Source organism: Acidovorax radicis (assembly GCF_020510705.1).
GTDB lineage: Bacteria > Pseudomonadota > Gammaproteobacteria > Burkholderiales > Burkholderiaceae_C > Acidovorax > Acidovorax radicis_A.
This window is the reverse complement of sequence record NZ_CP075184.1, coordinates 1,381,380-1,393,583: the sequence shown is the minus strand read 5'-3', so window position 1 is coordinate 1,393,583 and position 12,204 is coordinate 1,381,380. Positions and strand designations below refer to the sequence as shown.

The 12,204-nt window shown below is 61.4% G+C and carries 12 protein-coding genes; 2 read left to right on the top strand and 10 right to left on the bottom strand.

Going from position 1 to position 12,204, the window contains the following annotated elements:
- Nucleotides 1-92: 92 nt before the first annotated feature.
- The 8 genes from KI609_RS06375 to KI609_RS06340 form a co-directional block, all read right to left on the bottom strand.
- On the bottom strand, nt 93-1,103 hold the full coding sequence (locus KI609_RS06375) for an inorganic phosphate transporter (protein ID WP_226448260.1): 1,011 nt from the start codon (nt 1,101-1,103) through the stop codon (nt 93-95).
- A 15-nt stretch (nt 1,104-1,118) separates the two neighbouring features.
- Nucleotides 1,119-1,766 (bottom strand): DUF47 domain-containing protein, encoded by a 648-nt coding sequence (locus tag KI609_RS06370; RefSeq protein ID WP_226448258.1) that lies wholly within the window; start codon nt 1,764-1,766, stop codon nt 1,119-1,121.
- Nucleotides 1,767-1,935: 169 nt separating this feature from the next.
- Complete coding sequence (locus tag KI609_RS06365) at nt 1,936-2,298, bottom strand: DMT family protein (RefSeq protein WP_226448256.1); 363 nt, start codon at nt 2,296-2,298, stop codon at nt 1,936-1,938.
- 226 nt (nt 2,299-2,524) lie between these two features.
- The gene (locus KI609_RS06360; protein ID WP_226448254.1) at nt 2,525-3,253 is read right to left on the bottom strand and encodes an ABC transporter ATP-binding protein; all 729 of its coding nucleotides are present in this window, start codon (nt 3,251-3,253) and stop codon (nt 2,525-2,527) included.
- Nucleotides 3,254-3,255: 2 nt separating this feature from the next.
- Nucleotides 3,256-4,038: an ABC transporter ATP-binding protein gene (locus KI609_RS06355; RefSeq protein WP_226448252.1), complete on the bottom strand. Its 783-nt coding sequence runs from the start codon at nt 4,036-4,038 to the stop codon at nt 3,256-3,258.
- A 22-nt stretch (nt 4,039-4,060) separates the two neighbouring features.
- Complete coding sequence (locus KI609_RS06350; protein ID WP_226448250.1) at nt 4,061-5,137, bottom strand: ABC transporter permease subunit; 1,077 nt, start codon at nt 5,135-5,137, stop codon at nt 4,061-4,063.
- Between the two features lie 11 nt (nt 5,138-5,148).
- Nucleotides 5,149-6,078, bottom strand: coding sequence for a branched-chain amino acid ABC transporter permease (locus tag KI609_RS06345; RefSeq protein WP_226448248.1), 930 nt, complete (start codon nt 6,076-6,078; stop codon nt 5,149-5,151).
- A 338-nt stretch (nt 6,079-6,416) separates the two neighbouring features.
- Nucleotides 6,417-7,748 carry a replication-associated recombination protein A gene (locus KI609_RS06340; RefSeq protein ID WP_226448246.1) on the bottom strand — a complete coding sequence of 444 codons (1,332 nt, stop codon included), beginning with the start codon at nt 7,746-7,748 and terminating at the stop codon, nt 6,417-6,419.
- 225 nt (nt 7,749-7,973) lie between these two features.
- Between KI609_RS06340 and KI609_RS06335 the strand changes: the two genes are divergently transcribed.
- Both KI609_RS06335 and KI609_RS06330 read left to right on the top strand, forming a co-directional pair.
- Nucleotides 7,974-8,360, top strand: a complete 387-nt coding sequence (locus KI609_RS06335; RefSeq protein ID WP_226448244.1) for a DUF488 domain-containing protein — start codon at nt 7,974-7,976, stop codon at nt 8,358-8,360.
- Nucleotides 8,357-8,986: a uracil-DNA glycosylase family protein gene (locus tag KI609_RS06330; RefSeq protein WP_226448242.1), complete on the top strand. Its 630-nt coding sequence runs from the start codon at nt 8,357-8,359 to the stop codon at nt 8,984-8,986. The genes KI609_RS06335 and KI609_RS06330 overlap by 4 nt, the downstream gene beginning before the upstream one ends.
- A 186-nt stretch (nt 8,987-9,172) precedes the next feature.
- On the opposite strand, the gene lolA is transcribed toward KI609_RS06330, so the two are convergent.
- Nucleotides 9,173-9,805, bottom strand: a complete 633-nt coding sequence (lolA, locus tag KI609_RS06325; protein WP_226448240.1) for an outer membrane lipoprotein chaperone LolA — start codon at nt 9,803-9,805, stop codon at nt 9,173-9,175.
- Between the two features lie 50 nt (nt 9,806-9,855).
- Nucleotides 9,856-12,189, bottom strand: coding sequence for a DNA translocase FtsK (locus KI609_RS06320; RefSeq protein WP_226448237.1), 2,334 nt, complete (start codon nt 12,187-12,189; stop codon nt 9,856-9,858).
- Between the last annotated feature and the right edge of the window lie 15 nt (nt 12,190-12,204).

The window sequence follows — 12,204 nt, the reverse complement described above, 5'->3', positions numbered from 1 at the left end:
AAACCCAAACGCCCCTACAGACTTCGGTCTGCAGGGGCGTTTGGTGGGGGTTTGGTTTTCTCCAGCAGCGCATCACCAGCCACTGCGGATCATCAAAAGATCTGCAGGCTGACCCAATAGGCAACCGCAGCAACAAATGCGCTGGCCGGGATGGTCAGAACCCACGCCCAGATGATGTTGCCAGCCACACCCCAGCGCACCGCGCTGGCGCGCTGTACCGATCCCACGCCCACAATGGCGCCGGTAATGGTGTGTGTGGTGGAAACCGGAATCCCCAGCGCGGTGGCCAGAAACAAGGTCAACGCCCCCCCCGTCTCGGCGCAAAAGCCCCCGACCGGTTTGAGCTTGGTGATCTTCTGGCCCATGGTCTTCACGATGCGCCAGCCCCCAAACATGGTCCCCATGCCAATCGCAAGATAACAACTTGCAATGACCCAGGTGGGAGGCGACGCGTCAGACGATGACGAATACCCCGTGGCAATCAGCAGCAGCCAGATAATGCCGATGGTTTTCTGCGCATCATTGCCACCGTGGCCCAGGCTGTAGGCCCCCGCGGATATCAACTGAAGCCGCCTGAACCACTTGTCCACCTTGCTGGGTCGCATTCGCCGGAAGACCCACGCGACCACCACCATCATGAGCGAGCCCAGCGCAAAACCCAGCAACGGCGAGACGAAAATGAAGGCCACCGTTTTCAGAATGCCACCCGAGATGAGTGCCCCGGCGCCCGCCTTGGCGATCACGGCACCGACAATGCCGCCAATCAGTGCGTGCGATGAACTGCTGGGAATGCCGTAGTACCAGGTAATCACGTTCCAGGTGATGGCGCCCACCAGGGCGCCAAACACCACATGGGTGTCCACCACCCCCGGCTGAACAATGCCCTTGCCCACGGTGGCAGCCACACTCAGGTGAAACACCCAAATGGCCACACAGTTGAAAAAGGCGGCAAATAACACCGCCTGAGCGGGCTTAAGTACACCGGTGGAGACAACAGTGGCAATCGAGTTGGCGGCATCGTGAAACCCGTTCATGAAGTCGAACAGGATCGCCAGCGCCACAAGCAGAACCACAACCCACAGGGTCGTTTGTACGGTTTCCATGCTTTATCCGACGAATCAGGAGTTCTCGAGGACGATGCCCTCGATGCAGTTGGCCACGTCTTCGCACTTGTCGGTGATGGTTTCCAGCAGCTCGTAAATGGCCTTGAGCTTGATGACTTCGCGCACATCGGGCTCTTCGCGAAACAGCTTGCTCATGGCGCTGCGCATGACACGGTCGGCGTCGGATTCGAGCTTGTCGATCTCCTCGCAGGTCTTGAGCGCGGCTTCGGCCACGGCGGGGTCTGCGATCTTGTCGAGCAGCTTCACGGCATCACGCAGTCGCTCGCAGCACTTGAGGCTCAGATCGGTCAGGCGCGTGATCTCGTCGGTCATGTGGTGCACGTCGTACAGCGCCATGGTTTCAGCCGAGTCCTGGATGAGGTCGGCCACATCGTCCATGGTGTTGATCAGCGTGTGGATCTGCTCGCGATCGATGGGGGTGATGAAGGTCTTGTGGATGGCCTTGTTCACCTCGTGCGTCACACGGTCGGCGGCACGCTCGGCGTTGTCCACATCCTGGTTGTATTTGTCGCGCAGGTGCGGGTCGCTGTAGTTGGCCACCAGTTGCGAGAAGGCCCGGGCCGCCTCGACGATGCGGTCCGCATGCTGGTTGAACATTTCGAAAAAATTGCCTTCGCGTGGCAACAGCTTGGCAAACAGCATGGGAACTCCTGGAGGGGATCGTTTTTTGGAAGAGGCCAAATCATGACAACAGCATGACTTTTAAAGACCCGCGGAGTTTAACCGTCAGTCCCGGCGCAAGAGGCGCCCGCATGCACATCGGTCCATGAGAACACCGGCCACCCGTTCAAGCGCGTGCAACCATCGATTCTCACGCCCCCCGAAAAATGAAATACACAGCGCCCACCATGCACAAACCGGCCCATAGGTAGTCCCATTTGAGAGGCTGGTCCATATAGAAAACGGCAAAAGGCACAAACACGCTGAGCGTGATCACCTCCTGCATGATCTTGAGCTGGCCTACGTTGAATTGGGTGAAACCGATGCGGTTCCCAGGCACTTGCAGCAGATATTCAAAAAGCGCGATGCCCCAGCTCGCCAGTGCCGCGACATACCACGGCGACGCGGCCAGATTTTTGAGGTGCCCATACCAGGCGAACGTCATGAAAACGTTGCTGGCAATCAGCAGCAACACCGTCTGCAAGGAAACCGGCAGGGATTGAAGAGCATTCATGGACAAACGTCAGCGGCTGCCGACCAGAGAAAATGAGGATGCAATTATGAACAAAATCGCCGCTTTGCGCTTATTGCACATACTCTAACAGCTATCAAAAAAATAGCATCTTTGGTTTCAACCATTGCAAGCAATGAGGCCGACGTTCGGCACAAAAAAAAGCACCTCCCGCAGGAGGTGCTTTGGATCGGACCCCTCGCCCAGGCTCGCCGGGCGTCGTTGTCCGTTATTCGCCCAAATAAGCGGCACGCACCTTGGGGTCGCTCAACAAGTCCTGACCAGGACCACTCATGGTGATGAGGCCGGACTCCATCACGTAGCCGCGGTCGGCAATGGCCAATGCACGGCTGGCGTTCTGCTCGACCAGCAAAATGGTGACGCCCAGCGCATACACGTCGCGCACCACTTCGAAGATCTTGTCCACCATGATCGGCGACAGGCCCATGGAGGGCTCGTCCAGCAGCAGCACCTTGGGCTGGCTCATCAGTGCGCGGCCCATGGCCAGCATCTGCTGCTCGCCACCCGACATGGTGCCGGCCAGCTGGTCCTTGCGTTCGCGCAGGCGTGGAAAGATGGTGAACATTCGCTCGATATCAGCCAGGATGCCGGCCTTGTCGCGGCGTGTGTAGGCGCCCATCTGCAGGTTCTCGGTGATGGTCATGCGCGCAAACACGCCACGGCCCTCGGGCACCATCACCAGGCCTTTTTTGACCAAGTCCCAGGCACCCTGGCCTCTGATGCTCTCGCCCAGGTACTGGATATCACCGTCGTTCAGGGGCAACGTGCCGGTGATGGCCTTCATGGTGGTGGTCTTGCCGGCGCCATTGGAGCCGATCAGCGACACGAGTTCGCCCTCGCGCACCTCGAAGTCGACGCCCTTGACGGCCTGGATACCGCCGTAGGCCACTTTCAGGCCTTTGACCTGCAGCAGTACCTTGTTGGATTTTTCGGCCATTCTCAATGTCCTCCGGTGCCCAGATAGGCCTCAATCACTTTTTCGTTCTTCTGCACGGTGGCAGGCGTGCCTTCGGCGATCTGCTTGCCATAGTCGAGCACGGTGACCCGATCGCACAGGCCCATCACCAGCTTCACGTCATGCTCGATGAGCAGGATGGTGCGGTTGTCGTTGCGAATGCGGTCGATCAGTTCGCGCAGCTGCACCTTCTCGGTGGCGTTCATGCCCGCGGCGGGCTCGTCCAGGGCGATCAGTTGAGGGTCCGTCGCCAGGGCACGGGCAATCTCCAGCCGGCGCTGATCGCCGTAGCTCAGGGTGCGCGCCTTGTAGTCGGCAAACTTGCCAATGCCTACGTAGTCGAGCAGCTCCTGCGCGCGCTTGGCAATGGCGGCCTCTTCGGCCTTGAAGCCCTTGGTGCGCAGCACCGCCCCCAGCAGCCCCGATTTGGTGCGGATGTGGCGACCCACCATCACGTTCTCCAGCGCCGTCATGTCCGAAAACAGGCGGATGTTCTGGAACGTGCGGGCAATACCCGCCTTGGCGACCTCATGCACGGCCGTGGGTTTGTAGGGTTTGCCAGAGAGCTCGAAGGTACCGCTATCGGGCGTGTAGAGGCCGGTGATCACGTTGAAAAACGTGGTCTTGCCCGCGCCGTTGGGGCCAATCAGGCCATAGACCTGGCCGCGTTCAATGGTGATGCCCACATCCGAGAGGGCCTGCAGGCCGCCGAAGCGCTTGGATATACCGGCAACCTTGAGCACCACATCGTTAGATTTTTCTGCCATGTTCAAACTTTCTGCGGTGTGTTCAGATCTTCTGCGTGAGGCTCTTGCCATGGTCGGGCGCAGGCCACAAACCACGGGGACGCAACAGCATGACGATGATCATGGCCAGCGCAATCAGCAGCTGGCGCAAGATGGCCGAGTCCAGACGGCCGTCCGTCATGGCCTGCAGCGGGCCGGCCACATAGCGCAGCACCTCGGGCAATGCGGACAGCAGCACCGCACCCAGAATGACGCCGGGGATATGGCCGATACCGCCCAACACCACCATGGCGACGATCATGACCGACTCCATCAGGCTGAACGATTCGGGCGATACAAACCCCTGGAACGCACCAAACATCGCACCCGACACGCCACCGAACGAGGCGCCCATGGCAAATGCCATCAGCTTCAGGTTGCGGGTGTTGATGCCCATGGCCTTGGCGGCGATTTCATCTTCACGGATGGCCATCCAGGCGCGGCCCACACGCGAATCCTGCAGCCGGTAGCAGATGATGATCGAGATCACCACCAGCACCAGGAACAGGTAGTAATACAGCGTGACCGAGTTGATGTCGAAGCCGAACAGCTCCAACCGCTTGCCCAGATCCAGGCCAAAAATCTTGACCGAGTCGATCTGGCCCACGCCTTTGGGACCGTTGGTCAGGTTGACGGGTTGGTCGAGATTGTTCAGGAAAATGCGGATGATTTCGCCAAAACCCAGCGTCACGATGGCAAGGTAGTCACCCCGCAACTTGAGCGTGGGTGCCCCCAGCATGGCCCCGAAGAACGCCGCCAAAAGCGCCGCGACCGGGATCACCAGCCACAGGGATGTGTGCAACCCATTCGGGAACATGGCCGCAAAGGCGGCGAAGTTCTCCGCCAGGTGCGGCGATGCCATCAACCCAAACAAATAGGCCCCCACGGCGTAAAAGGCCACATACCCCAGGTCCAGCAGACCCGCGTAGCCCACAACTATGTTCAGGCCCAGCGCCAGCATGACGTAGAGCAGCGCCAGATCGGCAATACGCACCCAGGCGTTACCGAAAAATTGCAGCATGAGCGGCAGCACCAGCAGCGCGACCGCCCCAATGATCCAGGTGGTTTTGTTGTTTTTCATGGTGATGCTCCTCAGGCGCGATCCGCCACACGCTCACCCAGCAGACCCGAGGGGCGCAGCGTCAGGATGATGATGAGCACGATGAACGCAAAAATGTCGGTGTAGTTACTGCCCAGCAACCCACCCGTGAGCGTACCGATGTAGCCCGAACCGATGGCTTCGATAAGGCCCAGCAAGATGCCGCCGACCACCGCGCCGGCCAGATTGCCGATGCCGCCAAACACCGCCGCCGTGAAGGCCTTCAAACCGGGCAGGAAGCCCATGGTGTGCTGCGCCGTGCCATAGTTGGATGCATACATGATGCCGGCGATGGCCGCCAAAATGGCGCCGATGATGAAGGTGGCCGAGATCACCATGTCGGGCTTGACCCCCATGAGCGAGGCCACGCGCGGATTCTCTGCCGTGGCGCGCATGGCGCGGCCCAGGTTGGTGTAGTTGACCAAGTAGACCAGGGAGGCCAGGGCCACCGCCGTCACACCGAGAATGAGAATCTGCGTGGGCGTGATGTACGCACCGCCCAATTCAAACGGCGCGCTGGGCAGCAAGGTGGGATACGGTTTGTAGTTGGGTTTCCAGATGATCATCGCCAGCGTCTGCAGCAAGATGGACATGCCGATGGCGGTGATCAGCGGCGCCAGCCGAGGGCTGCTGCGCAGCGGGCGATAAGCGACTTTTTCGATCACGAAATTAAGGGCGGCCGCCACGATGCAGGCAATGATGGTGGCGAGCAAAAGAATCACCCAACCCGGGGCGCCAGGCATTGCGCCCTGCATCATTCCAATACAGCTCCAACTGGTCAGGGCGCCAATCATGAGCACCTCGCCGTGGGCAAAATTGATCAGTTGAATAATGCCGTACACCATCGTGTAGCCCAAGGCTATCAAAGCGTACATGCTGCCCAATACCAGACCGTTGATGATCTGCTGCAGCAAAATGTCCATAAGAGAAGTCCTTCGTTTGTAACGCGCCCACCGCAGAGGCACCGGAATCGGTACAGCCTTGTGGGCCCGACTGCCATCTAGCAAAAAACCCGCCAGAAATACAACTGTGCGGGTTTGTGGACGGAATTGTAGCGAGTAGTCACAACCCCCCCTACTCAAGCTGGGCGGGGTTTTCCCTCGGGTTTGGGCCACATCAGCGTGCCACGCAATTCATAAGAAAAATTGATGCGCGCAAGAAAATTGATGTGCAAACTTATTACCAGCATCATGCGAAATCGGCATAAACCGACCTAAAACACACTCGAAGCCGCCACAACGTCCCCGCGCGCCAGCGCCGATCAGACATCTTCGGCGGGAGTTCCGCCCGCAGAGGCTGCGCTATTGCGCAGCTTGAGCTCACGCAACTTGTGTGCAATCTTGATTTCCAGCCCCCGCTCAACCGGTTGGTAAAAACCCGGCTCGGGCATGCCTTCGGGCAGGTAGTTCTCGCCGGCCGCAAACCCGCCTTCTTCGTCGTGGGCGTAACGGTAGCCTTTTCCGTAATCGAGCTCTTTCATCAACCGGGTCGGCGCATTGCGCAGGTGCATCGGCACCGGGCGCGTGCCGTCTTGCTTGACCCAGGCGCGGGCCGCGTTGTATGCCTTGTAGACCGCGTTGGACTTGGGCGCCACGGCCAGGTAGACCACGCACTCGGCCAGTGCCAGCTCGCCCTCAGGGCTGCCCAGGCGTTCGTAGACCTCACTGGCATCGAGCGCCAGACGCAGCGCTCGGGGATCAGCCAGCCCCACATCCTCGGCAGCCATGCGCACCAGGCGCCGCGCCATGTACCGGGGATCGGCCCCCCCATCGAGCATGCGCACCAGCCAATACAGCGCGGCATCCGGGTCCGAGCCTCGCACGGATTTATGCAGCGCGCTGATGGTGTCGTAGAACTGCTCGCCACCCTTGTCGTAGCGGCGCATGCGTTCGCCCAGCACCTTGAGCAGCCAGGCATCGGTGATCTCGGAGAGCTTCTCCTGCGTGGCCGCCATGCCCAGGGTTTCGAGCGTGTTGAGCAGGCGGCGAGCATCCCCGTCGGCATAAGCCGCGAGCCGGTCAATAGCTATAGATTCAATAGCTGGAAGCGCTTGTTCCGCCTGCGCTAGCGCCACAATTTGCTTCAAATCCTGTTCAGACAGCGGTTGCAGCACATACACGGCGGCACGCGAGAGCAACGCGGAGTTGACTTCGAAGGACGGGTTCTCGGTGGTGGCGCCAATGAAGGTGAACAGCCCGCTTTCGACATGCGGCAAAAACGCATCTTGCTGGCTCTTGTTGAAGCGGTGCACTTCATCGACGAACACGATGGTGCGCTGCTGCATGAGGCCGTCGCGCGCCGCCTCGGCGCGCTCGACGGCCTCGCGGATGTCCTTGACCCCGCCCAGCACGGCGCTGATGCTGATGAACTGCGCATCAAACGCATCGGCCATGAGTCGCGCTATGGTGGTTTTACCCACGCCAGGCGGCCCCCAGAGGATGCAGCTGTGCGGGCGGCCCGATTCGAACGCCAGCCGCAGGGGCATGCCTGGGCCCAGCACGTGTTGCTGGCCAATCACCTCACCCAAGGTGCGCGGGCGCAGGCGCTCGGCCAGTGGCTGGTGGGAAGAAAAAATATGAGTCGACGTTGTCATCAAAAATCCGCAAGCCACCACGGTCGGAGGGCAGCACACGCCAGACACCCCGCGCGGTGAGCACTAAGTGGACGGCATGCGCCAAGGGTAACCCGATTGTTCTCTTTCGCTGCCAGCGCGGCACGGTCCGTGGGTCCCGCGGTGAGAGATCGCGCGACAATGCACCTTGAATCAGAATCAGGTTGAATCAGGTTATTGGGCCCATTGGCGGATAGGAGACACACCATGCCGGTACGCGTTGTTCAACTGGGTAGCGCACGCACCGAAGACGAAGGCGTGCGCATCGGCACAGTGCGCCACCCGCCGCGCGGTGTGCCCCGTGAAGAGTTTGCCCGCCAGAACTGGTACGACGTGTGGTACCCCAACCTGGCCCCCAGCGCAGAGGCCGTCCAACAGGCCCTGGGCGCGGGCACCCCCGCCGAATGGAAAGCGTTTGCGAAAAAATACCGCGCCGAAATGGCAACGCCGGAAAACCGCCACACGCTGGCCTTGTTGGCTCAACTGTCACAACACACGAATTTTTCGGTAGGGTGCTACTGCGAGGACGCCTCGCGCTGCCACCGCTCGATCCTGCGCGAACTGCTCGACGAAGCCGGCGCCAAGATGGCATGAACAGAACCGGCACCGGCGCACCTGAGCGGCCCCAAGTGCCTGAGTCTCTGAATGCCCTGCTTGCCCGGGTGCGCGCCTGCACACTGTGTGCCTCCGGCCTGCCGCTGGGGCCACGGCCGGTGCTGCAGGCACACTCAGCAGCCCGCATCCTCATCGCCGGTCAGGCACCGGGCCGCAAGGTGCACGCCAGCGGCATACCGTTTGATGACGTCAGCGGCGAACGGCTGCGCGCGTGGCTGGGCTTGTCCCGCGAACATTTTTACGACCCGCAGCAAGTCGCCATCTTGCCCATGGGCTTTTGTTACCCCGGCACCGGCAGGGCGGGCGACCTGCCTCCCCGCCCCGAATGTGCGCCGACATGGCGCGATGCTTTGCTTGCCCGGCTGCCCCACATAGAACTCACCCTGGTGCTGGGCCGCCATGCCCTGCCCTATCACGTGCCGGGCGCAAAGGGCACATTGGCCGATGTCATGCACAACGGCACACCAGAAGGTGGCGCAGTGGTGGTGTTGCCCCATCCAAGCCCGCGCAACCAGCTGTGGCTGCGCCGCAATCCCTGGTTTGAGGCAGAACAGCTGCCCCTGCTCAGGGCGCGTATTGCGAAAGTGCTGGCGAGCGCTGCCTAAAACCGGCCACGTGCACTAGGCCATGTCGCCGCAAACTGGCAAGGGTCTGCCACGGCAGCGTATCAACAGCCCCGGGCGCTGCGTATGACGACGGCCCTCTGGCTCCCTATTTCCCTATTTCCCTATTTCCCTATTTCCCTATTTCCCTATTTCCCTATTTCCCTATTTCCCTATTTCCCTATTTCCCTATTGTTTGACCACGTCCGCCCCGGCGGGCGGCTTGAACTGGAAGGTGCTCGCCGGCAAGGCGGCATTCGTCTGCATGCCATTGAACCGGATCAGCGAGTGCTGGCCAAAGCTGTCGAGAATATCGAGGGCGGCCAACTGGTCCCCCGCGAAGCCGACACGCACACTTTTGAGCTGCCCGTCGCGGGCCTTGGGGGTGGCCAGCACCCACTGCAAACCATCCTGGTCCGGGGCGGCTGCAAGCGTGAACTCGGCCTTCAATGCCGACAGGTCAGGAGCGGAGGCCAGCAGCGCTGCAGGCGTGGAACCCAAGGCCTGGGACTGCGAACGCTGCGTCACCTGGTTCAGATCCACGTCATACAGCCACAGCCATTGCCCATCCGCGACGATGGTCTGCTCGAATGGTTTTTTGTAGACAAACTTGAAGCGCCCGGGCCGCTGGAACTCAAAGCTGCCTGTGGATGTTTTGGTGCGCGCGGCCTGGCCGTCCTTGGGCGGGGCCGTCACTGTCTGCGTGAAGTCTGCGCGACCTGCCTGTGTGCCTTTCATGAAAGACTCAAGGCTTTTTAGGCCGTCAGCGCTTGCTGCGCCTGCGCAAGCAGCTATCAATATTGCAGTGGCTATTTTTTTCAACGACATTTCTCCTGTGAATAGGGGCGTGCTGGCGGCGGGGCCGCATGCGCTCATTCGTTGCGTGCGGGCACCAGCACTTCGCGCTGGCCACTGGTGGTGAGGCCACTCACCAAACCGGCCTTTTCCATGTCTTCCAGCAAACGCGCCGACCGGTTGTAGCCAATGCGCAGCTTGCGCTGCACGTACGAGATGCTGGCCTTGCGGTCCTTGAGCACCACTTCGACGGCCTGGTCGTACATCGGGTCCTTTTCGCCCCCGTCGCCGCCGCCCTCCCCTGACAGATCACTGTCACCATCCACAGTTCCACCCTCGAGCACGCCTTCTATGTAGTCCGGCTCCCCTTGTTGCTTGAGGTAACTGACGACACGGTGTACTTCTTCGTCCGACACGAAGGCGCCATGCACGCGTATGGGGAGGCCCGTGCCGCTGGCCATGTAGAGCATGTCGCCCATGCCCAGCAGGGCTTCGGCGCCCATCTGGTCAAGGATGGTGCGGCTGTCGATCTTGGAGCCCACCGAGAACGCAATGCGGGTGGGAATGTTGGCCTTGATCAGGCCGGTGATCACATCCACGCTGGGGCGCTGGGTGGCCAGGATCAGGTGGATGCCGGCAGCACGCGCCTTTTGCGCCAGGCGGGCAATCAGCTCTTCGATCTTCTTGCCCACCACCATCATCAGGTCGGCCAGCTCGTCGATGATGACCACGATGTGCGGCAGGCGCTGCAGCGGCTCGGGCTCTTCGGGCGTGAGACTGAAGGGGTTGTAGATGAACTCCTCACGGGCCTTGGCTTCGTCGATCTTGACGTTGTAGCCCGCCAGGTTGCGCACGCCCAGCTTGGACATGAGTTTGTAGCGGCGCTCCATCTCGGCCACGCACCAGTTCAGGCCATTGGCGGCCTGCTTCATGTCGGTGACCACGGGCGCCAGCAGGTGCGGAATGCCCTCGTAGACCGACATTTCCAGCATCTTGGGGTCGATCATCAACAGGCGCACGTCGCGCGCCTCGGCCTTGTACAAGAGCGAGAGGATCATCGCGTTGATCCCCACCGACTTGCCCGAGCCCGTGGTGCCGGCCACCAGCACATGCGGCATCTTGGCAAGGTCAGCCACCACGGCATTGCCCACGATGTCCTTGCCCAGGCCCATGGTGAGCATGCTCTTGGCCTCGTGGTAGACCTGCGAGCCCAGAATTTCAGATAGCTTGATGGTCTGTCGCTTGGCATTGGGCAGCTCCAATGCCATGAAGTTCTTGCCCGGAATGGTTTCCACCACGCGGATGGACACTAGGCTCAGCGATCGTGCCAAGTCCTTGGCCAAGCCCACGATCTGCGAGCCCTTCACGCCCGTGGCAGGCTCGATCTCATAGCGTGTGATCACCGGGCCAGGCATGGCGGCCACCACGCGCACTTCCACGCCAAAGTCCTTGAGTTTTTTCTCGATAAGGCGGCTGGTCATCTCCAGCGTCTCGGGCGCCACCGTTTCCTGGCGCTGCAGCGGGCCGTCGAGCAGGTCCACCAGCGGCAGCTTGCTGTCCGGCATCTCGGTGAACAGGGGCTTCTGGCGCTCCTTCACCACGCGGGTGCTCTGCGGCACGTCCACCAGCACCGGCTCAATGATCTGCACCGGTTGCGGATGGTGTTCTTCGCTCTCGGTGCGTTCTTCCAGAACCACCACCGCGCGCTCGCGTGCGGCCTTGCGACCCACGGCCACGTCCTTGGCCACCTCGCGCCTGGCCAGGCGTGATTGCACCAGCGCATCAATGCGCCCGCCCACCACTTCAGCCACGTGCCCCCAGGAAAAGCGAAACACCAGCGCTGCGCCCGCCACGGCCAACACGATCGCCACCAGGCCAGAGCCCGTGAACCCCAGCCATTTGACGCTGGCCAAGCCCACAACGTAGCCCAGCACCCCCCCGGCCTGCCCGGGCAAATAGGACTCAAACCGGTACAACCGCGACCACTCCAGCGCCGTGCTGGAGCACATCAGCACCACCAGGCCGACCCAGAAAATCGCCCGACGCACCGCCGGGCTGGACGCACCGGGGGCGACATCACCAGCGCGCATCCAGCGTGCCAGGGACGACAACCAGGCGCAAATACCTGCGGCCACACACCACCACACCGAAAACCCCAGCGCGAAGTAGCTGCCATCGGCCAGCCACGCACCCAAACGGCCCGCCCAGTTGGACACCATGCGGGTGTCACTGGCGCCCGACGTGGACCACGCGGCGTCTTGCGCCGAGTAGCTCACCAGCGCGAGCAACCAGAAAACCAGGGCCAAGAGCCCCACGACAAGGCCGATTTCATGGCCAAAACGGGCAGCGCCCGTGCGCGGCGGCGACTTGGCCGCTGCCGATGCGTTCAGGGTATTGAGGGAATAGGTCATATGCGTGCCGGGCGA

What these genes read in the sequence shown, in the direction of transcription:
- KI609_RS06335 (WP_226448244.1), top strand. Translation starts at nt 7,974, where the DNA reads ATGCCGGTACGCGTTGTTCAACTGGGTAGCGCACGCACCGAAGACGAA.
- KI609_RS06360 (WP_226448254.1), bottom strand. Translation starts at nt 3,253, where the DNA reads ATGGCCGAAAAATCCAACAAGGTACTGCTGCAGGTCAAAGGCCTGAAA.
- KI609_RS06345 (WP_226448248.1), bottom strand. Translation starts at nt 6,078, where the DNA reads ATGGACATTTTGCTGCAGCAGATCATCAACGGTCTGGTATTGGGCAGC.
- KI609_RS06330 (WP_226448242.1), top strand. Translation starts at nt 8,357, where the DNA reads ATGAACAGAACCGGCACCGGCGCACCTGAGCGGCCCCAAGTGCCTGAG.
- KI609_RS06375 (WP_226448260.1), bottom strand. Translation starts at nt 1,103, where the DNA reads ATGGAAACCGTACAAACGACCCTGTGGGTTGTGGTTCTGCTTGTGGCG.
- KI609_RS06350 (WP_226448250.1), bottom strand. Translation starts at nt 5,137, where the DNA reads ATGAAAAACAACAAAACCACCTGGATCATTGGGGCGGTCGCGCTGCTG.
- KI609_RS06355 (WP_226448252.1), bottom strand. Translation starts at nt 4,038, where the DNA reads ATGGCAGAAAAATCTAACGATGTGGTGCTCAAGGTTGCCGGTATATCC.
- KI609_RS06370 (WP_226448258.1), bottom strand. Translation starts at nt 1,766, where the DNA reads ATGCTGTTTGCCAAGCTGTTGCCACGCGAAGGCAATTTTTTCGAAATG.
- KI609_RS06320 (WP_226448237.1), bottom strand. Translation starts at nt 12,189, where the DNA reads ATGACCTATTCCCTCAATACCCTGAACGCATCGGCAGCGGCCAAGTCG.
- KI609_RS06365 (WP_226448256.1), bottom strand. Translation starts at nt 2,298, where the DNA reads ATGAATGCTCTTCAATCCCTGCCGGTTTCCTTGCAGACGGTGTTGCTG.
- KI609_RS06340 (WP_226448246.1), bottom strand. Translation starts at nt 7,748, where the DNA reads ATGACAACGTCGACTCATATTTTTTCTTCCCACCAGCCACTGGCCGAG.